Here is a 23,401-nt window from a genome sequence, read left to right on the forward strand (position 1 = left end):
CATACCTCGGATCACCAAAAATAGGTCCCTCCGAGGACTTGGCGCGGGGTGGAGCAGCCCGGTAGCTCGTCAGGCTCATAACCTGAAGGTCGTAGGTTCAAATCCTACCCCCGCAACCACTTTTACCGAACCATGATCCACACAACCAAGCGCGCCCGGCTGGGCCGCCTCGATCATGGCAGACAGTGCCCCCTCCAACTCAAGAACGACATTCCCATCGGCCTCCGCGTGCACGGTCACGCGATCGATCAGGCCGCGGATGATCTCCAGTGCAAGCGTCCGTATCTCCGGATTGGCCAAGCTCGATGAGAGATGAGCAACCTTCTTGCGGTAAAGCTCTGACAGATTTGGATGCAGACGCACCGGTGACGGGGCAGGGGCCTCTAGCGAGGCTTCCAGAGCGGCCTTACGCGTTTCCAAGTCCTCGAGACGTGCTCGTAGACCGGGCGTGCGCAGTCCTTCCGCAATGGCGTCATAAAGCCCGTCAAGCTTGTCATTCATTGACTGAAGCTCCTTCTCCAGTCGGCCGCGATCGGCCGTCTCACGACCTCGCTGGTGGTTCATCTCCGCCGTGAACGCCTTGATGAACTCTGCAACGGCGTCGGGCGGCATCAGGCGCTCGCGCAGAAGGTCGAGGACGGCAGTTTCCAGTCTCTCGCGCCGGAAGCCACGGCGCTGTTCACAGGTGCCCAGCTTCCGTGCAGCAGAACAGGCCAGGTAGTCCTTGCCGACCGATGCGAACCCGCCACCGCAACAGCCACAGTAGAGAAGGCCGGTCAACAGATGCGTCTTCCGTTTGTACTCCCAGAACCGGCTGGCCTTTATGCCTTGCACCCGGGGCGATGCATCTATCTCAGATTGGCGCGCCTTCGCGCGCTCCCAGAGCACATCATCAATAATCCGTAGCTCGGGAACCTCCTTGATGATCCAGTCTTCTTTGGGGTTTAGTCGTGATACGCGTTTGCCCGTTGCGGGGTCTTTCCGGTAGCGCAAGCGGTTCTAGACCAATCGACCGACATACATCTCGTTGTTGAGGATCCCGGTGCCACGCTGACGATGGCCACGGATCGCCGTGTCCCGCCAGAGCTTTCCGCGCGGGCCCGGTATGTCTTCAGCGTTCAGTTGCCGCGCGATTGCCTTGGGCGAGATGCCGTCAGCGAAGGTGCGGAAAATCCGGCGAATAATCTCCGCCTCATTCGCATTGATGACCCGTTCGCCGGTGACAGGGGACCCGTCGCTCGCCATTCTCCGCACGATGTCATAGCCATATGCGTTCCCACCACCGGATCGCCCAGCCTCGATCCGACCGCGCAAGCCGCGGCGAGTCTTGTCCGCCAGGTCCTTGAGGAAAAGCTGGTTCATCGTGCCCTTGAGGCCGACATGCAGCTCGCTGATCTCGCCTTCGGCCAGCGTCACGATGCGCACACCGTGAAAACTCAGGTGTTTGTAGATCACGGCGACATCCGCCTGATCGCGGCTCAAGCGGTCCAGTGCCTCGGCAATCTCGACATCGATTTGGCCGCGCTCGGCCATTCCGATCAGGTTCTGCAACCCGGGACGATGCATCGAGGCTCCGGATAAGGCCATATCGGAAAACGTTTCAATCACGGACCAGCCTTCCCGCTCCGCCCGTTCCATGCACAGGCGCGCCTGGTCCTCGATCGAGGCCTCTCGCTGCATGTTCGACGAGTAACGGGCGTAAATGGCGGATCTGGTCATGTCAGGCATTCTTCCTGAGCCTTTCAATGGCATCGGTAAGCCCACGGCCTGCGGCGATGGTATCGGCGCGGATAGGCGGCGTGCGCCTCGGGATGAATGCGAAGCAAACGCTTTCCCGGGCCGATGCGGATGGCTTCCAAGGCGCCTGAAGCAATCGCCCGGCGAACGGTCTTCTCGCTGACATTGTCTAGGCGCGCGATCTCACGCACCGTCAACAACGGTGGGGTCTTGTTCTGCTCGGTCATGTTGGCCGTCCTGAGTTTTGCTGTCTTGAGCCAGCCACTCCCGCGCCGCCGCCTCTCCCAGAAGGCGCGCCAATACACAGACAACAGTGTCGACCTCAGCAATTGAGCCGTGGTCGGTTGTGTCCCTGCTTTGTGTGGGTGCTATTGGCATGGCGAGACCATCGCAGGTCACCCAGAGGCCCGTCTAAGTGCATCAATATGGCATCGCGCAGTTTTTTACTTACGCTGGGTAATCTCCATTATCGATCATGCGAAGGCGTGCAATTTCGATGTCGCTTACAATCGTGTCTCCGCTGATGGTATTTGAAGGATCCGTTGTGAGACGGACGACGTCGCGTATTAGGTCAACGAGACGCCCAGTGCGCAGGGTGTTGTTCAGACTTGGATCAGAGGTAAACGACAGAGGCCAACCAGCGTCGAGGGCGACATAACAACACTGCACGACAACAGCGCGCCGTCTCTCATCCGCCTCCGTCCGGTAGTCGTCAGGTACAAGCACCGCTCGCGCCACCTTCAAAGAGACAGGGATGCGCGAACCTGTCGGCCTGTCGCCCGAAAAACCCTCCGGCGCTTCAGCAATTTGGTGCTCACCCAGTCGATCGTGAGACGTGGGAACGAAATAGGGAAGCGACAAAGAGGCGAATGTCCGATTGATTGCGTCGATATCGTCGAGCAGTGGTTTGGTTCTCATGCGCTCGCCTTTGAGAGCGCGTTCCAGTCGCCTTTGAACACGGGATCGGCTGATGCGCACGAAACTCACGTCGCTATTACAGTCAAGCGCGTTGCCGACGAGGAGGGACAGCTCCTTTGTGTGCTTCGCGGCCAGTCCATGCCTCTCCGACAACACCTTCTGTTCGTCATCTGTGAAAATGCCCTCTTCTCGATAATCAGCAATGCGAAAGGGCAGATCCGTTGGCTTGATCCGGTCAATGTTCAAATAGATCGAGTAGTCGTCCGGCGTCTCGTTCGACGACGCTCTCGTGCTCTTGGTCGGTCGTCTACGGTGACGCATGCCAAATCCCTGAAAGACGACGAAATACTGAGCGCAAACACAGCATCGCCTGTCTTACACGCTGAAGTTCCCATTCAGGCCAACGAGCATCGCAAAACCTCCAGAACATGCCAATACATCCTGAGGGGATGAACGCCGATCGCAGCCCTCAATAACAAGCGCAACCAAGAGCCGGCGCTCTCAAAATATCAGCCATATAATCATAGGCGATGTCACATGTGTCCGTCGCCAAGTGATTTGGAACATGCGTGACCTGCCACTGAACTTTCATTCAGCCGTGACCGGAGCCTGATTTGTGTTGAAGCGACACCCATCTTCGGACCAGCGGCGGATAGAGTTTTCAAGCATTTGTCAGGGTGACGGACTGGCTGCGTCTCCTGATTTCGTTAGCAGGATCGGCGGCGTGTTCCCGATCGCGCTGTGTGGCCGTTCCTCTTGTAGTATCGACGCCAAGCCTAACCCGCATAGCGGAACACTGGATCGTCGAGCAGTGGACCGCGAAGTTGATCGTCGGTAACGAGGTTCGGCTGGTGTCGGAAAATCAGTCGGTTTACATCGAGCTAGGAGCCGTGCACCGTATGGAAAACTAACGGAAGGTGCCGACGCTTCTGATCGCTTGCAGACGGTGGCCTATCTGGGTGACGATGATATTTTGCGGTATGAGGATGGGTATGGCAGGGGGTGAAAGCGACCGGCTCAGACTGTTCCAGTTCTGGAATACGGAGCAGGCACCGGACGAAGTCGAAGCTCTCATGCGGACATGGTCCGAGGATCCGGCTTTCCACTATCAGCGATTCAACGCCGAGACCGCCGATGCGTTCATAGAAGCGCATTTTGACCGGCAAACGCTCGATGCGTATCGAAAATGCGGTGTGCCCGCCATGCAAGCCGATTTCTTCCGCTATTGCGCCTTGTATGTCCACGGAGGCGTCTACGTCGATGCGGGAACCGAGCAAGTCGGTCCACTGGCGGCTTACCTTAGGCAATTCGCATCGGCAGTCCTGATGCAGCGCGTCCCGCGAAACATCTTACCAAACGGCTTCATGTTCTTCAGGTGCCCTGGAGCGCCTTTGCTGGAGCGGGTACTGTCTATCGCGACCGGCAATGTCGAGAAGAGGATCTCCAACAATGTTTGGATAGTAACTGGGCCGGCCATCCAGACCAGACTGCATTTTTCCGGGCAGCACGAAGACCTGTTCGCCGAAGTGGACGTCGTTCCGATGTCGGAAGTTCTGAAATATGTGAGGTTCCATCAGCGGTTATCGCACAAGACCGCTGAAACCGACTGGAGGCATCACATGGAGACCGGCAAGTCCATATTTGTCGATTGACATAGAACGCTCTGGCCTCGGCCAAAATTTTTCCCAGGGATCCGGACCACCGTCACCGCGCGCGCTGATCGTAGTCGCCCAATATTCGCTGAGCGGCAGCACTTGGCTCCTTCCCGGCGTTGCGGAACGCCATGGCCAGCGACGCCGATCCACAGCGTGGATTCCCAAGTATCAGAAGGTCGCAATCTAGGTAGGTTTCGCCCATGGGTCAGGTCATTCGGTCAAAAAGCTGAAGATCATTCGCGTTGTTTTCCCGCAAAAGCTCGACGAGGTCCGGCGAAAGCGTGTCGCCTGACCCGGCGGAGGATGTGTTGGCGCGGACGTCGGTCTGGCCGAAGTCTTCGCCGTGTTCAAAATAGAGGTCGGCAAGCCGGTCCATCGCGCCACTGAGGTCGTTCACAAGCCCGACCACACTCAGTGCCTCCAGCGATTTTCGCGCGCGGGCCAATTCTGGTTCCGGACCCGGCGTAAGTGAGGCAAGTCGCGCCGTCTGGAAATCGCGGCATTGACGGTCTCCGGGACGCGCCAGTCGCGCTCGCACGTACCCCTCGAAGTCATGCTCCTTGGCAAGCCTTGCGCCCCACGTGTCCGCCTCTTGCTTTCGCTCGAACCGGTAGGCCGACTTGATCCGCTCGATCGGATCGCGCAATAGCATAAAGGAGATCACCCGGATGCCGTCCATCTGTGGAATGGGTCCTACCATCGTGTGCGAGGAGTAGGCCACAGCCTCAGGCGTTTCCCTGATCCATTCCTCGACCATGCCGGTATTGTTACCGCCGTTCATCGGAAATTCGCGTGTGACCCAACGGCCCGGAAAGTTTTCCTTCAGGATCGCGTCAACCGATGTGCCTGCATTCTTGAACAGGTGGTAGTGGAGGATGATGGTTCGCTCTTCTTTCATCCCGGCCTCAGTTGTATTGACCATCAGACCGATCCGAACAAATCCACCGCTTCGAACGCTGCCCTCATCTTTTCCCGTCCTGCTTCGAACGAGAAACGGGAGCCTGCGTAAGCTCGGGCAGCCGAAGACATTGCGGACCACATCTCATCATCCTTCATCAAAGATGTGATGGCGTCCGCCCAATCACGAGGTTCCTCAACGATGATACAATCATGTCCTGACCGCAAACCGATCCCCTCGGCGGCGATAGGTGTCAGTACAGTAGGAATTCCGTGTGCGACAGCACTTAGGACCTTGCCCTTGATCCCGGCGCCGGACAGCAGCGGAGCTACAAAGACACGGTGACGGTTAAAGGCGTCCGCGACATTCTCAATATATCCGACGGGATTAACTGCGTCGGATTCCAGCATCTTGATTTCATCGTTCATTCCCGATCCATAGATCGACAAATGCGCGCCGCTTCCTTCTAAGAGTGGCATGACAGACTTGCAAAACCAATGCACACCTTCCGCGTTCGGGTGATGCCGGAAGCTACCTAGGAAGGAGAGTCCCTTGCGCCCCTCAGCTGATGGGATCTTTTTCGGTATGTCGACCACCCAAGGGCAGGACATAACTCGGACTTGCCCGTCTGTGTGAGACGATATCACGGCATGTTCGACTTCGTTGTAGCTCAACACCACGTCAGCCGCCTTCATCATCTCGAGTTCCTGGTTCCGGACACTGCTGACCAAAGCCAATCGTGTTCCGTCGTCCTCGCTGAGCGCGGCCCTGAGTTCTCGCAGGAAGTGGAGATCTGCGTTATTAAACAAAACTTTGGCGTTTGGCGCGAATTCCCGGATCAATCGTAGCGTATCCTGAGCCACGTAATAGCGCGTGATGTACACCGCATCGAACTCGGCCGCACGTTCCCGAAGGAAATCAACCAGAGACCTGTAGAATGGCGCGGTTATCACTTCGACACCGCTGTTTTGCAGTTCCTCGGTATAGCTGCCGAGATGAGCAAGGTTTTGCGGCAGGAAAGTCACCTTGTAGCCAAGCGATTGGACTAGTTCGATCTCGCGCCGTGCAGCGTATGATCCCGCATCGCGATCCTCCCGCGGGGTGGCGTAGTCGATGAAAAGCACGCGGCCAACTATCCCACGATCCTTTTCGAGATCGGGCTTTTCGCCCGCTTTGCCAAAGCCGGAGTATTCACGCACCCAGCGGCGTTTGAACTTAGGTCGGTTGACCTCCTGGAACCGCTTGAACCCGCTTGAAGTGTCTGTGCCGCTGGTCATCCCTTCGAAATGGTAGACGATCGAAGACGGCACGAACCACGTTTTGTAGCCCGCTTCGCGCACCTTGAAGGCGAAATCCGTATCCTCAAAATACATCGGTTCAAGATAGGATGACAGACCACCCACCTCGTCCCAAATCTTACGGGTGGTCATCATCGCGGCGCCGGAAAGATAATCTGCCTGCCTTGCATAAGAAAATCTTGGATCCCATGGATTGGCCCTGTTGCCGTAATTCCAAGGATTCCCGTTGCCCCAGACGATGCCACCAGCGTCCTGCAGTTTCCCATCCGGGTAGAGTAGTTTCGACCCGGCCAGCCCAACGTTGTCCAGTTTGTTGAACGCGTCGAGCAGCGCATCGAGCCAACCTCCAGTTGGCTCGGTGTCGTTGTTAAGGAGCACGACATACTCACCCCGTGCCTGCGCCACGCCGGCATTGCAGGCCCGAATAAAGCGTTGCGGCTCTTCGTTGCGGACAACGCGAATACCGGACACTATTTCTTCGATTTTCGAGGTCTCATCGCTTGAGGCATCGTCCACCACGATAACCTCGAAACTGGCCTTGTTGTGCGCAACAAGCAATGCACACAGCCCATAGTAGGTCACCTCAACCTTGTTGTGCGCCGGAATGATGATGCTGACCTTTGGGGACTTAACTTCGGGAAAGGCGATCTTGTGCAACTTGACGGTTTCGTACGTGCAATCCAGCGTCTGGATTGCCGATGCCAAAGAAGCTGCATCAAGACACGGCAAGGGGTTTTCAAAATGCGCTCGAAGGCTTTGATACCGATGGTTTGACCGAACAGTCATATCTGTCGGATACGGAGCACGTGATTCCCGTGCCATAACGTCGGCCGGCGTCAAAATCCGCGGCGCCAGCACCGGTATCGACAAGAATTCCTGGCTGCCGGACAGATCGCGCACCGAAATCGTTATAATCTCCCCTCTCAAGTACTTTGCAGGGATTAATACCGACGTATTCTCAACGCCGATACTTATCTGCTCTATCGGTTGCCCATCGATGAAAAGGACGAACCTATCCGCTTTTTGAGCCTTGACCACGATGGCGTGCCCCCAGTCCTCGACAAGCGACACGCTGTTGAACTCGGGGCTAAACAGGGGAACCTCATCGCGATCCAACACGATCGTGACCGGCCATTCATCCTCGGAGCGAAACACAGGGACGCGAGCTCGATACCAAGGCCCGGACACATGATCGCCGCCCTTTATTTGATGCGGCAATAGCTTCAACCAACCAGCTTCGGCGTGCACCATTTCGGCGTCAGCAACGAAGAAATAAGGGACATCCTCCACGCCATCATCGATAAGCCGCACGTATTGGATCGACAATTCGACCGACACTTCGTCTCCCGTGAGCGGACAGGGTACGCTCACCTGCTGATAACCCGCAGCAGTCCGCCCGCCCGGTTTGTTCAGATCAAACGGGATGGTGAACGTCGCCTTCTCGTCCAGAGTACCGGTCGAAAATTTGATGACCAACTCGCCTTCACCCCGGTGGCAGGCGAGCATGGCGCGAAACACCCAGCCCTCCTTACGCCCCTGTACCGAAAAGGTTTGACGGACGGCAATAAGGCGAGGTTGGTCATGTTCGACAACCCTGACTTGAAGCGTGGTCCCGCCTTCTAGGGCGAAATCCTCGTATTCATTAACAACCACGGACGAGGTGGCGCCCAAGCGATATCCCTCGAGCGAAATTTCATCAAACTCCAGAACTTCAGGATTGAAATCAAAACGATGGAACGGAACATCGCTAGTCTCTTCAACAAGAGCGACCTGGCGATCACCTGCCTTCACACTTCTCGGCGCGCCTTCACCCTGTCCAAGACGGAAAAAAGGCTCCCTTCTGCAAAGTAGGCCTCGTAAGAGCTATCGCTTGGCATCTTTCTTGCTCACTAGTTAAACAGCGTAAATCCATGTGGTGGTAGCCGCAAATTTCCTACTGTTCCAGCGGATTTACATTTTCTTTGCATCGCCTGGGCTTTTTCGCGCAAAGGCCGGGTGAAGGATTCATCTTGCGAATCCAGCGTGCTCGCTGGCCTGCATGAGCAGACTGACCTGCCACTGAACTTTCATCCAGCCGCGAGTGGAGCCCAGTTCGTGTTTGCGCCGGTTCGCGTTTGGCATGCCGCGCGTTTCCCGGGTCAAGAACGTCTTTCCAGCTATCGGCACCGTGAACGTTGCCGGTGCGGAGGGCGCAACGTTCCAGCATCCGGAACTGGTTGAGCAGGAAGCGCGGATGGTAGCAGGCGCAGCCGAAATGACCATTACAGCCCTTTCCCTTTTGCTCCCCGTGGGTGGACGGGCAGTATGGCTGTAGAAGTCAGACAGATGCCTGCGGATGCTGCTCAGATCGGCAAATCGGTCGATCGACCGCAGGAGATGATCTTGAGGAACGTGGTCCTCTAGTAGAACTTGTAGAACAAAGCCGCTTGCGCTTCCTGCCTTGATCCCGTCATCGCCGATCCCTCCCTACAGGACGAATTGAATCAGCGACTTACCCATTGATCAAGGAAGAGCTTTTCAACGCAATAAGCCCATCTAGACGGATGCTGCGCGGGACACCACGGTCTGAGAGGGGCTCGCCCCGGTCATCTGACAAGAAACGTCAGATGGCTGCTACGCATGTCGATCCGGACGGCGCAGCCTTTCCCGTTCGATATGATATTGAACGCGAAGGGCCTGACGCAAAACCGGTCGAGGCAACTACAATTTGGTTTTGGTTCGGCAAAGGCCAAAGCGAGCCCCCGCAACCAAATCCATAAACCATCACAACGACTTAACGGTGCGCTCGATCACTCAAGGTCGTGACCCTGAACCCGTGTCTGTAACGCGCGCACGCCCGCCGCCCGTTTTTCCCCTCAATCGTTTTTTTTCCTACGCGTCATCTGCAGAATGAGGCGATGAGTTGTCAGGTTCCTTCGGCATGGAACGCCTGCCAAAGGACCGACAGGTAGGTCACGGAATGGCCTGTGGCATCCTCCAGATCGGTCGCCGCCTGCTTGGAGACCGACAGCATCCCATTTCCGTCACGCACCACCCATTCTTTGTCGACGAGGATGTTGATTTTTCGTCGAACGGTCTCGCGCGGGATACCGGAATACTCCGCGATCGATTGCAGGTTGATCATCAAGGGGCCGCCCTCAGCCTCGTCTCGGGTGAGTTGCCGGTAGGTGAAGATCTCGGGATGCCATTCGTCAGGGCGGGTTCGTTCCGCGATGACGGCCAGAACAAGCATCAGGTCCAGGTCACCGTCGAAGCAAGTTCTGAGGTTGATGAGGAGGGTTGTGAAGGCTGACAGATGGGCCGGCCACACAGTGCCGAACCGTGCCTTGATGGCCTCTGCTGCGTCCGATTTTCTGTGCGGCATGCCGGTCCCCGTTCCTGCCGCCCAAAATGGGCGATGTGTCCATTGAGTGCTTTTGCCAAGCATATAGTGTCTTGTGAAACGAAATCTCGGGGTGTGGCATGAACGCATTTGGCAGCGCGGACCGCTTGGTTGAAACCCTTTCACGCCCACGGGCGCAATCGGATACGCGTGCACCCTGCGACAACCGCAAGTCCCTTATCCTCGTTGCCGTTCTGGCGGGCGGCTTCGCGGCACCGGCTGTCGCGCAGGACGATGATCCCTGGCTGCTCTACGACGAGAATGGCACCACGGTGCGCGCGACGCTGCAATTCGGGGCCAATCTGGTCAGCGAGGCCAACCTGTTCTGGAACCTGTCGGAGTTTGCCGCGCCCACATCCGGGTTCGATCCGGACACAACATGGTTGGAGCTTTACGTCACGCCGGGTCTGGAGTTCGAAACGACCTTCGATGGCGGCAACCAGCTCTACGGGCGGATTTCGGCGGTGGGGTCCTACACGCAGGGGACCGATGCCTTCGATACCGGGGACACCGGCCGTTTCACGCTTGAAGAAAGCTATGTCGGGTTCAGGACGGCCTTCGCGGATGGGGCCGAGCTTGATCTTTCCTTCGGCGCGCGGTCACTACGCCTCGGCACCGGGATGTTGATCTCGGACGGGGCGTCGGATGGGTTCGACCGCGGCGCGCTGAAATTCGGCCCCAGGCGGGCCTGGGAAATCGCGGCGATCGCCGAGCTGTCGTGGGACGACTACACCGGCACGCTGTTCTACATCGATCCGCGCGAACATGACGACAGCGACAATGGCAACGCGCTGGCGGGTCTCGATTTTCGCTACGATGACCCGGCGGGCGGATATCTGGGTCTGACCTATGTCAGCGTTCTGGAATCCGACGCGCCCTATCCGCGCGTTGATCCAGTCACCGGTTTGGATATCGTTCCGGGGGCGCGAGAGGGCACGAACACCCTAGCGCTCTATGCCCGCAGCAATCCGTTCGAGGGCGCGCTGGAAAACGTCTTTCTGACGGGTGATCTGGCCTACCAGTGGAACGACAGCATCGACCTGTCCGCCTGGGCCGGTCGTGTGCAGGTCGGCTACACCTTTGCCGATGCGGCGTGGTCGCCGACCCTGACATACAGCTACCAGAGTTTCTCGGGCGATGACCCGAACACTTCGGCGCTCGAACGGTTCGACCCGCTGTATTACGACGGCTCTCCCAGTGCTTGGGCGACCGGGTCGAAATCGGCGATGGTCTTCATCAACTCGAACGTCCGGTCGCACAATCTGTCGTTGTCCTTGCAGCCGACCGACCGTGACACCTTCACCTTCCGTTACGCCCATGTTCGGGCCAACGAGTTGGGCAGCCCGGTGCAATTCGGCCAGGCCACGCGTCCCGGGGCAGGCGGGGGCCTTTTGCAAACCGGCGTGAGTGACCCACATCTCTCGGACGATTTCTTTGTCGAGTATCGGCGTATCATCAATCGCAACACGTTCCTCTCGGCGGGCGTCAGTGTCGCCATCCCCGGTGAGGGCATTCGAAACGTATTTCCAGGGTCGGACCCCAACTGGGTGGGAGGTTTTCTGAATGTCGTCTACAATTTCTAAGGTCGGCGCGCTGGCGCTTGGGGGGCTTGTCGGCCTTTCCCTGCTGGCTCAGGATGCGCATGCACAGGCCACGGGGTTTCCGTCGGCCCAGGAAAGCGACCCCGCCGCGATCGGCTGGATGGAGGGGTTCCCCCCGCCGCCCGAGTTGCGGATCACCAATCCCGACTCTGTGTTTTTCAGCTTTCCCCGGCTGCGCTGGTCCGTCTGCCATTTGCGGGAATTCCTGCCGACCGAGCAGGTCAGCCGTGGCCTCGGCGCGCCCATCCCGTTCGAGTATGCGCTGGATGACGGCATCGACGCCGTCACCTTCATGCCGCTCCGCGGAGAGGAAGAGATGACGTGGGAGGAGTCGCTCTACGCTAACTACACTGACGGCATGTTGATCCTGCACCAAGGGCGGATTGTCTACGAGCGCTACTTCGGCTGCATGGATGAAGCTGCCCAGCACGCGGCCATGTCGATGACCAAGTCGTTCACGGGCACGCTGGCCGAGATGCTGGTGGCCGAGGGCACGTTGGACGATACCGCTTTGGTCAGCGAGATCATCCCCGAGCTCGAGGTCAGCGCCTTTGGATCGGCCACCGTTCGGCAGGTCATGGACATGACCACCGCCTTCGAGTTCAGCGAAGATTACGGTGACCCGAACGCAGCGATCTGGGTCTACAACGCGGCGGCCAGCCCCTTCCCGCGAGACGAGGGTTACGACGGACCGAACGGATATTTCGAGTTCCTACAGACGGTTGGCCCCGATCCCGAGGGCATCCAGCATGGCGAGGAATTCCACTACCGCACGCCGAATTCCGACGTGCTGGGTTGGATCGTGTCGCGCGTGTCGGGCATGGAAGTGACCGAACTTCTGTCCGATCGGATCTGGAGTCGCATGGGCGCCGAGCAAGACGCCTACATGACCGTCGATGGCCTGGGCACCCCGTTTGCCGGGGGTGGCCTTTCGGCCGGCCTGCGCGATCTGGGGCGTTTCGGGCAGATCATGCTGAACGGTGGCGAATGGCACGGCGAACAGATCGTGCCCGAAGCAGCGGTCGAGAGTATCCGCGCCGGCGGAAACCTCGATGACTTCGCGGCAGCCGGATACGCCGATCTGGCCGGCGGCAGCTATCGCGGACAGTGGTGGATCTTCAACAACGACCACGGCGCCTTCGCCGCGCGTGGCGTGCATGGCCAGACCATCTATATCGACCCGACCGCCGAGATGGTCATCGTCCGGTTTTCGTCCTTCCCGATCGCCTTCAACAGCCGCATCGACCCAACCTCGCTGCCCGCCTACCAGGCGGTGGCCGAATACCTGATGGAACAGGACTAAGCTCTTCTTCAAACGGGAACAGCGGGCCAGCGACCTTCTGCGCTGGCCCTTCTTCTTTGTGGGTTTGAACGAGCTGCTCAGTGTGCGAGGCGATTTTTTGCCTTGCCAGAATGCCACAAGAACCACGCGTGCGCGGCATGCGAAGGGGGCAGTGCAGCATCCGACGGACTTGAGACTGTCCGTAATGGGCTGGAAGGGTCGGGGCTCCATTCGTCGCTCCGAGCGTGCAGCCCAACACTTCACCGATAAGTGCGCAGCTCCATCGGGGTGCTCTCGATCTTGTCTTTCAGCATTTGCAGCATGATCTGCTCGGCCCGGTTCAATTTCGATCGCGGGTTCCAAACAAGATGGACGTCGATGGCAGGCAAGTCGTCATAGGGAGGCACCTGCCAGATCTCGCCCGCCGCCACGTCGCGTGCGGCCACGTGCAGCGGCAGCGGGCCGACACCCAGGCCCGCGATGATCATGCGACGGACTTCTTCGAGGTGGCTCGAGGTGCCGACGATATGATCCTCGAGGTCCGAGGCCGCGCGCATCAGGGCGACGGGTTTCAAGACATCCTGTAGCCGGTCGGTCTGGAAACTCACGGACGCCAGCCCCTTGAGATCCGTGCGGGTCAGATCGGTGCGCCCGAACAAGGGATGCGGCGGCCCGCAGAACAACCCGAAAAATTCGCGATAGAGGCGGCGGTATTCCAGTTTAGGGTTCCTGTCGCGCACGAGGCAAATGGCGAAGGACGCCGCGCGCGCTTCGACCGCCGCCAGTGCCGCGCTGCTGGTCATCACGTCGATCTGGAACGTCGCCGAGGGGTGGGCGGCGTGGAACTCGGCTAGGGCGGAATCCAGCAAGGGGCAGACCACGTGCGAGGCGACGGTCATCCGAACGTGGCCCCGCACCTCGTCGGTCGTTTCGCGCAACACCGTCGCCAGCCGCAGAACGGCACCCTGGATATCCAGCGCCTCGGCATAGAGCAACTCGCCCGCCTCGGTCAGGTCGAACCGGCCCGGCGCGCGATCGATCAGGCGGCGACCGATCTGGTCTTCCAGCCGTTTGAGCGCCGACGAGACCGAAGGTTGCTGTAATCGTAGCTTCCTGGCGCCGTCGGTGATCGATTTCGACTGCGCCAGCACCACGAAGGTGTGGAGCAGGTTCCAGTCGAGGTCGCGCAGCACGCGATGGGCGGATCTGGTGTCGGGGCGCATGGGGTATTGATAACATCAATAGTCAGAATACCAATTAACTATTTGAGGAATAGGTCAGACATTCTCATCCTTCCCCCCGAACGCCACGGGGGAAATGAATGTCGATCGAGGCCCGCGAAGCACGTCAGCCCTGGATCCTGCTGTCGCCAAGCCTGACGGCGATCACGCTGCTTCTGTTCGTGCCGCTCCTGTTCATCCTGGTCTATTCGTTCTGGCTGCGAACGGCCGTGGGCGATGTGGAACCTGCCTTCTCGCTGGAAAACTGGCGCGATGCGGTCACTGACCCGTTCTATCGCGACATCCTGCTCAACACGCTCAAGATCGCGGCTATCACCACGGTGGTTTGCGCCCTGATGGGCTATCCGGCGGCCTATTTCATCGCCCGGGCGCGCGGCAACAAGGCGTTTCTGCTGCTGTTGCTGATGCTGCCCTTCTGGATCAGCTACATCATCCGCACGATGAGCTGGATCTACATCCTCGGCACGTCCGGGGCGCTGAACACCACGCTGCTTTGGCTGGGCCTGATCGATGAGCCGATCCAGATGCTCTATAACGAGACGACCGTGATCCTCGGCCTGGTGCATTTCCTGCTGCCGTTCATGGTGCTCAACGTCTATGTCAGCCTCGAAGGGATCGACCGCACGCTTGAAGATGCGGCCGGGTCGCTGGGTGCCACCAAGTGGCAATCCTTCCTTCAGGTCGTCCTGCCCCTGTCGCTCCCCGGTCTCGCCGCCGGCAGCCTCCTGTGCTTCGTGCTGGGGGCGGGCACCTACATCACCCCGGCCGTTCTGGGCGGGCCGCGCGATGCCATGTTCGCCAATCTCGTGTTCGAGGCGATCATCACGCAGCTCAACTGGCCGCTTGGGGCGACGCTGTCGCTGCTCCTGCTGGCGGTGCTGGGCACGCTGGTGATGGTCTACAACCACTTCCTCGGCCTCGGTCAGTTGATGAAGGGGTTGAGCTGATGGGATGGCGCGCGATCCAGATCTGGACCGTCCTGGTCTACCTGTTCATGTTCCTGCCCATCGTCGTGGTGGTGCTGCTCAGCTTCAACGACAGCCAGTTCGGCAGCTTTCCGATGACAGGCGTCTCGCTGCGCTGGTTCGAGGAACTCTTCCAGAACGAGGCGATCCTGCGCGCGCTGCGCACCTCGCTGATCCTCGGGCTGCTGACAGCGTTGATCTCGACCACGCTGGGCGTTTTGGCCAGCCTTGCGCTGGTGCGCTACAACGTGCCGTTCCGCAACGCCATCTCGACGGTGCTGATCGCGCCGATCCTCGTCCCCGAGGTGGTGCTGGCCGTCGCGCTGCTGCTGTTCCTGCAATTCCTCGGCGTCCACAAAAGTTTTACCCTGCTTCTGCTGGGTCACGTGATCTTCACCCTGCCATTCGTCATCCTCGTCGTGCAGGCGCGCCTGATGGGCATTCGCCGCGACGTGGAAGAGGCCGCGATGAGCCTTGGCGCTTCGCCGGTCCAGACGTTCTTTTCCATCACCTTGCCGCTGCTGACGCCGGCGGTGGCGGCCGGGGCGCTTTTCGCCTTCACCATCAGCTTCGATGACATCACCGGCACGCTGTTCTGGAAACCGGGGGGCGTCGAAACGGTGCCCACCCAGATCTTCGCCATGCTCCGCAACTCGATCTCGCCCGAGATCAACGCGCTGGGCTCCCTCATGATCATGATCACCGCAGGGTTGCCCATTCTCGGCATGGCGATTTCGCGCTGGCTGTCCGTCCGCAAGAGCCGGCAGCAGGCCAAGTAACCACAAGACCAAGGACCCAAACCCAGGGAGTTTGACGACATGGACAACACCACTCGCTATCAGCGCCTGCTCGAGCGCTATCGCAACGGAGATCTGGATCGCCGCAGTTTCCTCGGCCTGATCGGGGCCGCGGGCCTTGCCTATGGCGTGCAAACACCCTTTGCGCGCTACGCCCGCGCACAAGAGGTCAGCCAGGTTCGGTTTGACGGTTGGGGCGGCATCGTCTCGGAAGCCTTCCGCGAGCATGCCTTCGGGCCCTATACTGCGGCGACCGGCATCGAGGTGGTCGACGGCACCTTCGGCGGCGGCGACGAATACCTCGCCCGCGTGCGCACCAGCCAGCCGGGTGAGTTCAACATCGCCCACCTTTCAGGCGTGTTCGACTACGCGCGCTACCACAATCTCGGGCTTTCGGTCGAATTGAACGAGGACAATATCCCGAACCTCGGCCTTGTGATCCCGGCGCTCAGCGATGCGTTCCGTTCGATCAGCGGCGGGCCGCTCTCCTGCGTGCCCTACGACTACGGCACCACCGGCATCGCCTATAACCGCGCCTATATCTCGGACGAGGAAGCGCAGGAGCAGGGGGCCAACCTGCTGATCAACGCCGCCTATGAGGGCAAGATCGGCGGTTGGAACGACTGGCGCACGCGTATCTGGTATGGGGCGCTGCAAACCGGGCAGGACCCCAACAATATCGAAGACATCGAGGCCGTCTGGAACGCCGTGCGCGAGCATCGCGACCTCGCGCTGCGCTACTGGACGTCCGGGGCCGAATTGATGAGCCTTCTGGCCGAAGAGGAGATCTACGTGACCGAGGGCTGGTCCGGCCGCATCTACGCGTTGCAGGAGCAGGGCCACGATATCGGTTACATCGATCCGCCCAACGGCTTCGGCTGGCAGGAATGCCTCTTCGTGATCGCCGGATCGCCGATGGAAGCGTGCGAGGAACTGCTGAACTTCATGCTGGAGCCCGAAACCTCCATCGCCGTGGCCGAGGGGCAGAACTACCCGCCCGCACTCGACCCGACACAGGTGGATCTTGGCGACAAGATCCCGACGCTGCCCGCCTTCGACCCAACCGGCACGCTGGACGGCCTGACCTTCGCCGTGCCGGATTACTGGAACGGCAACGAACAGGACTGGTCCGAGACCTTCAGCCGCGTCGCACGCGGGTACTGACGACACCCATTCGAAATCGGGCGGCCCCACCCACGGGGCCGCCCCCGTCCCGCCAGCCGGAGATCGCCCCCGTGAGCGCCGTCACCCTGACCAATATCGAAAAGAAATTCGGCACCTTCACCGCCGTTCACCCGATGTCGCTGGAGATCCCCGAAGGCGAATTCGTGACCCTGCTGGGGCCGTCCGGCTGCGGCAAGACGACGACGTTGCGCATGATCGCCGGGCTGCTCGACCCGAGTGCGGGCGAGATCACCATCAAGGGTCGGCAGGTGAACCGCCTGCCGATCCACAAGCGCAACCTCGGGATCGTGTTCCAGAACTACGCGCTGTTTCCGCACAAGACGATCGCCGATAATGTGGGCTTCGGCCTGCGCTATCGCAACGTGTCCAAAGCCGACGCCGTCCGCCGCGTGCAAGAGGCGCTGGACCTCGTGCAACTGCCCGATGTGGGCGACCGCTATCCTTCGGCCCTTTCGGGCGGGCAGCAGCAGCGTATCGCGCTGGCCCGCGCCATCGTCATCGAACCCGACGTTCTGCTTCTGGACGAACCGTTGTCGGCGCTCGACGCCAACCTGCGCGAGGATATGCGGGTCGAACTCAAGCGCATCCAGCACCGCATCGGCGTCACCTCGATCTTCGTCACCCACGACCAGGCGGAGGCGCTGGCCATGTCCGACCAGATCGTCGTCATGTCCGATGGCCGCGTCGAACAGGTCGGCCCCCCGGAAGAGGTCTACAACGCCCCGGCCAGCGAATTCGTCGCCAATTTCCTCGGCGCCTCCAACATCCTGCCCGCCGAATGCACCTCGCGCGCGAACGGCGCGGCCCTGCTGGAGGCCGAGGTATTCGGCCCCGTTCCCGTCCCGGCCGAGAAAGCGCCCAATATCGGTGGGGCGGGGCCCGCCAAGCTGGTCCTGCGCGCCGAGAAGCTGCAGCTCGCACCCCCCGGTCCCACGCCCGAGGGCCACATCGGCGGCGAGGCGACCGTCGAGACCGTCGATTACCAGGGCCAGGCCGTGCGCTATTTCGTGCGCACCCCGGATGGTCGCCAGTTGCAGGCGATCAACATGATCGACGAGCATCCATTCAACGAAGGCGACAACGTGCAGATCCGGTTCCGCCCCCGCGACTGCGCCGCCTTGCCGGGGGCATAAGGCCATGTCTGAACGACCGAGTTTCCTGTTCTACCAAGGCCGCGGCCGCAAACCCGTGCTGGACCAGGCGCGCGGGATCTACATGTGGGACACCGACGGTAAGCGCTATATCGACGGCTCCTCGGGCGCGATGGTCTGCAATATCGGCCATGGCAACGAGAACGTGCTGGCCGCCATGCGCGACCAGATGGATCGGGCGACTTTCGGCTACCGGCTCCATTTCGAGACCGAGGCCTCGGAACGCCTGGCTGCGCGCACGGCGGAGCTGACGCCCGAGGGGCTGGATCGCGTGTTCTTCGTCTCGGGCGGCTCCGAGGCGGTGGAAAGCGCGATGAAACTGGCGCGCCAGCACGCGCTGGCCACCGGGCAGGCGCAGCGTTGGAAGGTCATCAGCCGTGCGCCCTCCTACCACGGCTGCACGCTCGGGGCGCTGGCCATTACCAGCTACGCGCCCCTGACCGCGCCCTTCGACCCCATGATGCGCGCCATGCCCAAGGTGCCTGCGCCGCGCGCCTATCTCGACGGGCTCGACCCCGAGGACGAGGCGACGGGCCTGCACTACGCCAACATGCTGGAGGAACGGATCCTCGAGGAAGGCCCGGAAACGGTGCTCGCCTTCTTCGTGGAGCCCGTCGGCGGGGCCTCGACCGGGGCGCTCGTGCCGCCCAGGGGCTACATGGAGCGGGTGCGCGAGATCTGCGACCATTACGGCGTCCTGATGATCCTGGACGAGGTGATGACCGGGGCAGGGCGCACTGGCTGCTTTCTCGCCTCGGAACATTGGGGCATCACCCCCGACATCATCGTCCTGTCCAAGGGCTATGCCGCGGGCTATGTGCCGCTTGGTGCGATGGTGGCTCATACCCGCCTGGTCGAGCCTGTGCTGGACGAGGGCGGGTTCCAGCACGGCTTTACCTATGCCGGCAACCCGCTGGCCTGTGCCGCCGGGGCCGCCGTTCTGGAAGAGATCGAACGCCTCGGCCTCGTGGAAAACGCCGCGACCATGGGCGAGGCGTTGAAGGCCCGTCTTGAAACCCTGATGGACCGCTACCCGATCATCGGAGACGTGCGCGGCAAGGGGCTGCTTCTGGCCTTTGAATTCATGGCCGACCGCCGCAGCAAGGCCCCGCTGCCCTCCCATCTGCGCGCCTTCGACCGTTTCGTGCAGATCGCCTATGATCACGGGCTGATCGTCTATTCCCGCCGCACGCGGGGCGGGGTGGATGGCGACCATGTCCTCGTCTGCCCGCCCATGATCGTGTCCGAGGCGCAGCTTGACGAGATCACCGGGCTTCTCGACCGATCGCTGGCGCAATTCATGGACGAGATCCGTCCGAACCTTCCCCGCAGCGCCTGACCTGTCCCATGTCCAAGATCATCATCACCTGCGCGATCACCGGCTCGATCCACACGCCGTCCATGTCGCCCCACCTGCCGGTCACGCCCGACCAGATCACAGAACAGGCCCTTGCGGCGGCCGAGGCCGGCGCGGCGGTGTTGCACCTCCACGCCCGCAACCCGCAGACGGGCCAACCCTCGGCCGAGGCGGACGATTTCATGGCCTTCCTGCCGCGCCTGAAACAGGGTACCGATGCCGTCTTGAATATCTCGACCGGAGGCAGCGCGGTGATGACGCTGGACCAGCGCCTTGCCGCCCCGAAACGCGCCGAGCCCGAGATGTGCAGCCTGAACATGGGCACGATGAATTTCGCGCTCTATCCGGCCGCCGACCGGATCACCGAGTGGAAACACGACTGGGAAGAGCCGTTCCTGCGCAATTCTGACGATCTCGTCTTCAAAAACACCCCGCGCGACATTGCCCGCATCCTGACCGAGATGGGCGAGGAGCGCGGCGCGCGGTTCGAGTTCGAATGCTACGATGTAAGCCATCTTTACATGCTGCGTCATTTCGTGGATCGCGGGTTGGTCAAGGCGCCGCTTTTCATCCAGTTCGTGTTCGGGGTGCTGGGCGGCATCGGGCCGGACCCCGAGAACCTCAGCCACATGAAGCTGATCGCAGACAAGCTTTTCGGGTCGGATTACGCCTTTTCCGTGCTGGCCGCCGGGCGTCACCAGATGCCGCTCATCACCATGTCGGCGGCGATGGGGGGGCATGTGCGCGTGGGCCTGGAGGACAGCCTGATGATCGCGCGCGGGGAACTCGCCCGCAGCAATGCCCAGCAGGTCGCCAAGATCCGCCGCATCGTCGAGGAGCTTGGCCGCGAGGTCGCCACCCCGACCGAGGCGCGCGCGATGCTCGGCCTCAAGGGCGCCGACCGGACCGCGATCTGAGCGATGCCCCATCCGATCACCATCCGCACGGCGCAGAAAGACGACCTGTCTTTCCTCGACGGCGCGCTGCGGTCCCTGGCGCGGGATCTCGGCGATCCCTATCCCACTGATATCGAGACGCTGGCCCAGGCCGCCTTCGGGCCAACCCCAGCGGTGCGCGCGCAACTGGCCCTGTCGAACGACGGGTCTTGCGTCGGAGTCGCGCTCGCCTCGCCGCTGTTTTCCACAATGAAGGGCGGCGTGGGCGTGTTCGTCTCGGATCTCTGGGTGTCATCCGACGCGCGCGGCGCGGGTCTTGGCCCGAGGCTCCTGGCCGCCGCGTTGCGCGATGCCGCCAAGGCGTGGGGGCGGCCTCTGTTCCTGCGCCTGATGGTCCATGACGACAATGCCGACGCTCGCCGCTTCTATGAACGTATGGGCTTTCGCACCTTCCGGGGGATGGACCTTCTGACCCTCGACGGGGATGCCCTGACCACGCTGGAGGACCTGCCGTGAGAGCCTTTCTGGATGCCCGTCAGGGCCGCCATGAGCCGCGCCATTTCATGGCCAATGGCGAACGCCTGCCCAACCCCGAGGTGTCCGCGCGGATCGAGATCCTGCGCGCCGGGGCCCAGGCCGCGGGCTGCAGGTTCGAGGCCCCACCTGATGCAGGGCTCGGCCCCATAGCGGCCATCCATGGTTCGGACTACATCCAGTTCCTTCAGAACATCTACACCCGCTGGCGCCGGATCGACGGCGCGGGGGAGGAGGTCATTCCGAATATCCACCCCGCGAACCGCACCGACGGCTATCCGAAATCCGCCGTCGGGCAGGCGGGCTTCCACCAGGCCGACACGGCCTGCCCAATCGCCGAGGGCACATGGGAGGCCGCCTACTGGTCTGCACAATCTGCCATCGCCGGGGCCGACGCGATCCTTGGCGGAACGCGTGGCGCCTATGTCCTCAGCCGTCCACCGGGCCACCATGCGTTTGCGGATCTTGCCGGCGGATTCTGTTTCCTCAACAACGCCGCGATCGCGGCCGAACGCCTGACTGTGGCCGGGCGGCGTGTCGCGATCCTCGATGTGGACGTGCATCACGGCAACGGAACGCAAGGCATCTTCTACGCCCGCGGCGACGTGCTGACCGTCTCGATCCACGCCGATCCCGAGCGGTTCTATCCGTTCTTCTGGGGCTACGCGCAGGAACGCGGCGAGGGCCTCGGCCTTGGCCAGAACCTGAACCTGCCTCTGCCGCGCGGCACGGATGACCGCGACTATCTCGCCAGCCTGGAGGTTGCGCTGCAAAGGATCGCGGCCTTCGGGGCGGATGCGCTTGTCGTGGCGCTTGGGCTCGACATCCATATTGACGACCCTTTCAAGGGCTTCGCGGTCACCACCGACGGGTTCGAAGCGATTGGCCGCCGGATCGCGGAAACCGGCCTCGATTGCCTGTTCGTCCAGGAGGGCGGTTACGTGTCCGACGCCCTGGGGAAAAACCTGACCGCGGTCCTTTCGGGCTATCTGGACCACGCCCGAGCGTAGATGGCGGCGCCGCAACGGATCCACCAAGGTTGAAGGGGTCTTCTCTTGGGGACAACGCTCGCCTTGGTCCCACGGGCGCCGTGCGTTGCGCGCTGATGCTCTTCTCCAGCGCCCGACCAAATTGTCGCATATGATACGTTTGCATGATTGACGTGTGTCAATTGTCCCGCCGCTGAATTGAGTATTCTGCTCCGACCGCAGTTGGCGCGAAGGGAGGGGAGTGCCGCGGTGCCAAAGCCGAAACAGTCAATGGCGCGACGCCGAATTGATCAACCTTTGGGCGAAATCAAGCGGTTCATCTCGACAATAAATAGTGAAAGGCGTAAAATATATCATTGTAAAGTAAATGGTTCGCGCAACAGATGTGCGGGACCGGGAACGCGCCGGGGGGAAGCGTTCCGCGTTGGTCAATCACTCTGGTGCCATCTCGTCGGCAGCCATGACGCGAAGTTCTATGAGGGGGGAGGACGCGATGCTGGACAAAAACAAACCGGGCCCGGGACACTCGTCTGAGGGCAGAGACTTGTCCGGAAGGACCATCGTGATCACGGGCGGCGCCGGGTTTCTCGGGTCGCATCTGTGCCGTCATCATCTTGAGGCAGGGGCGCGGGTTCTTTGCGTCGACAACCTGTCCACAGGTCGGTTGCGCAACATCGAAGACCTGCTCGAGGGCCACGATTTCAAATTCGTCAAACACGACATCATCGACCCCTACGAACCGGGCGAGGCGATCGATTACATCTTCAACATGGCCTGTCCGGCCTCTCCGCCGAAATACCAGCTTCACCCGATCCGGACCTTCGACACGAGTGTCCGCGGCTCGCATAACCTGCTGGAACTCGCCATGCGTCGCGGTGCACGGATTCTTCAGGCCTCGACCTCCGAGGTCTATGGCGACCCGGCCGTGTCACCGCAAGCCGAAGACTACCGGGGCAACGTCGTCACGATGGGCCCCCGCGCCTGCTACGACGAGGGCAAGCGCGCCGCCGAGACGCTGTTCTACGAGTACAACCACCTGCACAAGGTCGACACACGTGTTGCGCGCATCTTCAACACCTACGGGCCGGCCATGGACCCGGAGGACGGGCGCGTGGTGTCGAATTTCATCGTGCAGGCGCTGCAGGGGCATGACCTGACCGTCTATGGCGATGGGACACAGACGCGCTCTTTCTGTTACGTCGATGACCTCGTCGCGGGCCTGATGGCGTTGATGTACACCGAGGGGGATCTGGCCGACCCGGTCAACCTCGGAAACCCGGTCGAGTTCACCATTCTCGAACTTGCCGACCTCGTCCTGGCCGAAACCGGGAGCACCTCGGCGCTGAAGCACCTCGACCTTCCCAAGGACGACCCCAAGATCCGCCGACCGAATATCGAGCACGCGCGGGACGCCCTCGGGTGGGAACCGCATGTTCCGCTGATCGAGGGGATCCGCCGCACGATCCCCTATTTTGCCGCCGAGATTGCCCAAAGCGCCAAAGCGCAGGTGTAGGC

21 protein-coding genes, 1 tRNA gene and 2 pseudogenes are annotated in these 23,401 nt (G+C 61.0%); 14 read left to right on the forward strand and 10 right to left on the reverse strand.

The window, feature by feature from the left end; all coding sequences use genetic code 11:
* Positions 1-42: 42 nt before the first annotated feature.
* A tRNA-Met gene (locus KUV65_RS00005) sits at positions 43-119 on the forward strand.
* Here the strand turns inward: KUV65_RS00005 and KUV65_RS18005 are convergent.
* From KUV65_RS18005 to KUV65_RS00020, 4 genes are all read right to left on the reverse strand, one after another.
* A complete protein-coding gene (locus KUV65_RS18005) occupies positions 76-888 on the reverse strand; it encodes a zinc ribbon domain-containing protein (protein WP_308124573.1) in 813 nt (270 codons plus the stop codon). The two genes, KUV65_RS00005 and KUV65_RS18005, sit on opposite strands and share 44 nt — an antisense overlap.
* Positions 889-999: 111 nt before the next feature.
* Positions 1,000-1,719 (reverse strand): recombinase family protein, encoded by a 720-nt coding sequence (locus KUV65_RS18010; protein ID WP_261331550.1) that lies wholly within the window; start codon positions 1,717-1,719, stop codon positions 1,000-1,002.
* 23 nt (positions 1,720-1,742) lie between these two features.
* Positions 1,743-1,964: a helix-turn-helix domain-containing protein gene (locus tag KUV65_RS00015; protein ID WP_222186809.1), complete on the reverse strand. Its 222-nt coding sequence runs from the start codon at positions 1,962-1,964 to the stop codon at positions 1,743-1,745.
* Between the two features lie 220 nt (positions 1,965-2,184).
* Positions 2,185-2,976, reverse strand: coding sequence for a hypothetical protein (locus KUV65_RS00020; protein ID WP_222186810.1), 792 nt, complete (start codon positions 2,974-2,976; stop codon positions 2,185-2,187).
* Between the two features lie 503 nt (positions 2,977-3,479).
* Between KUV65_RS00020 and KUV65_RS18235 the strand changes: the two genes are divergently transcribed.
* A complete protein-coding gene (locus KUV65_RS18235; RefSeq protein ID WP_261331626.1) occupies positions 3,480-3,566 on the forward strand; it encodes a hypothetical protein in 87 nt (28 codons plus the stop codon).
* 81 nt (positions 3,567-3,647) lie between these two features.
* Entirely contained in the window at positions 3,648-4,307 is a 660-nt protein-coding gene (locus KUV65_RS00030) for a glycosyltransferase family 32 protein (RefSeq protein WP_222186811.1), read from the forward strand.
* Between the two features lie 208 nt (positions 4,308-4,515).
* Here the strand turns inward: KUV65_RS00030 and KUV65_RS00035 are convergent, their stop codons facing one another.
* The 5 genes and pseudogenes from KUV65_RS00035 to KUV65_RS00055 form a co-directional block, all read right to left on the reverse strand.
* Positions 4,516-5,232, reverse strand: a complete 717-nt coding sequence (locus KUV65_RS00035; RefSeq protein ID WP_222186812.1) for a sulfotransferase family 2 domain-containing protein — start codon at positions 5,230-5,232, stop codon at positions 4,516-4,518.
* Positions 5,232-8,297 (reverse strand): glycosyltransferase, encoded by a 3,066-nt coding sequence (locus tag KUV65_RS00040; RefSeq protein WP_222186813.1) that lies wholly within the window; start codon positions 8,295-8,297, stop codon positions 5,232-5,234. Before KUV65_RS00040 ends, KUV65_RS00035 begins: the two co-directional genes overlap by 1 nt.
* Before the next feature lie 316 nt (positions 8,298-8,613).
* Positions 8,614-8,799 (reverse strand): annotated as a pseudogene (locus KUV65_RS00045) (transposase); the annotation flags it as partial.
* Positions 8,799-8,959: pseudogene (locus KUV65_RS00050) on the reverse strand (IS5/IS1182 family transposase); the annotation flags it as partial. The pseudogenes KUV65_RS00045 and KUV65_RS00050, both read right to left, overlap by 1 nt.
* A 452-nt stretch (positions 8,960-9,411) precedes the next feature.
* Complete coding sequence (locus KUV65_RS00055; protein WP_222186814.1) at positions 9,412-9,933, reverse strand: hypothetical protein; 522 nt, start codon at positions 9,931-9,933, stop codon at positions 9,412-9,414.
* 35 nt (positions 9,934-9,968) lie between these two features.
* Between KUV65_RS00055 and KUV65_RS00060 the strand changes: the two genes are divergently transcribed.
* Entirely contained in the window at positions 9,969-11,471 is a 1,503-nt protein-coding gene (locus KUV65_RS00060) for an alginate export family protein (RefSeq protein ID WP_222186815.1), read from the forward strand.
* Positions 11,452-12,792, forward strand: a complete 1,341-nt coding sequence (locus KUV65_RS00065) for a serine hydrolase domain-containing protein (protein WP_222186816.1) — start codon at positions 11,452-11,454, stop codon at positions 12,790-12,792. The genes KUV65_RS00060 and KUV65_RS00065 overlap by 20 nt, the downstream gene beginning before the upstream one ends.
* Positions 12,793-13,031: 239 nt before the next feature.
* Here KUV65_RS00065 and KUV65_RS00070 read toward each other — a convergent pair whose 3' ends face one another.
* A complete protein-coding gene (locus KUV65_RS00070; protein WP_222186817.1) occupies positions 13,032-13,994 on the reverse strand; it encodes a LysR family transcriptional regulator in 963 nt (320 codons plus the stop codon).
* Positions 13,995-14,092: 98 nt separating this feature from the next.
* Between KUV65_RS00070 and KUV65_RS00075 the strand changes: the two genes are divergently transcribed.
* The 9 genes from KUV65_RS00075 to KUV65_RS00115 all read left to right on the forward strand — a co-directional run bounded on the left by KUV65_RS00075 (position 14,093) and on the right by KUV65_RS00115 (position 23,399).
* Positions 14,093-14,959, forward strand: coding sequence for an ABC transporter permease (locus KUV65_RS00075; protein ID WP_222186818.1), 867 nt, complete (start codon positions 14,093-14,095; stop codon positions 14,957-14,959).
* Entirely contained in the window at positions 14,959-15,756 is a 798-nt protein-coding gene (locus tag KUV65_RS00080; protein WP_222186819.1) for an ABC transporter permease, read from the forward strand. The genes KUV65_RS00075 and KUV65_RS00080 overlap by 1 nt, the downstream gene beginning before the upstream one ends.
* Positions 15,757-15,795: 39 nt before the next feature.
* A complete protein-coding gene (locus KUV65_RS00085; RefSeq protein ID WP_222186820.1) occupies positions 15,796-16,938 on the forward strand; it encodes an extracellular solute-binding protein in 1,143 nt (380 codons plus the stop codon).
* 71 nt (positions 16,939-17,009) lie between these two features.
* Entirely contained in the window at positions 17,010-18,092 is a 1,083-nt protein-coding gene (locus tag KUV65_RS00090; protein ID WP_308124463.1) for an ABC transporter ATP-binding protein, read from the forward strand.
* Between the two features lie 4 nt (positions 18,093-18,096).
* Positions 18,097-19,449 (forward strand): aminotransferase family protein, encoded by a 1,353-nt coding sequence (locus KUV65_RS00095; RefSeq protein ID WP_222186821.1) that lies wholly within the window; start codon positions 18,097-18,099, stop codon positions 19,447-19,449.
* Positions 19,450-19,457: 8 nt separating this feature from the next.
* Positions 19,458-20,384, forward strand: coding sequence for a 3-keto-5-aminohexanoate cleavage protein (locus tag KUV65_RS00100; RefSeq protein ID WP_222186822.1), 927 nt, complete (start codon positions 19,458-19,460; stop codon positions 20,382-20,384).
* 3 nt (positions 20,385-20,387) lie between these two features.
* Positions 20,388-20,879: a GNAT family N-acetyltransferase gene (locus KUV65_RS00105; protein ID WP_222186823.1), complete on the forward strand. Its 492-nt coding sequence runs from the start codon at positions 20,388-20,390 to the stop codon at positions 20,877-20,879.
* Positions 20,876-21,907, forward strand: coding sequence for a histone deacetylase family protein (locus KUV65_RS00110; protein WP_222186824.1), 1,032 nt, complete (start codon positions 20,876-20,878; stop codon positions 21,905-21,907). The genes KUV65_RS00105 and KUV65_RS00110 overlap by 4 nt, the downstream gene beginning before the upstream one ends.
* A 346-nt stretch (positions 21,908-22,253) precedes the next feature.
* Positions 22,254-23,399 (forward strand): UDP-glucuronic acid decarboxylase family protein, encoded by a 1,146-nt coding sequence (locus tag KUV65_RS00115; protein ID WP_374107050.1) that lies wholly within the window; start codon positions 22,254-22,256, stop codon positions 23,397-23,399.
* The last annotated feature ends 2 nt before the right edge of the window (positions 23,400-23,401 follow it).

The sequence above is a fragment of the Maritalea mobilis genome (genome assembly GCF_019800885.1).
Taxonomy (GTDB): domain Bacteria; phylum Pseudomonadota; class Alphaproteobacteria; order Rhodobacterales; family Rhodobacteraceae; genus Roseibacterium; species Roseibacterium beibuensis.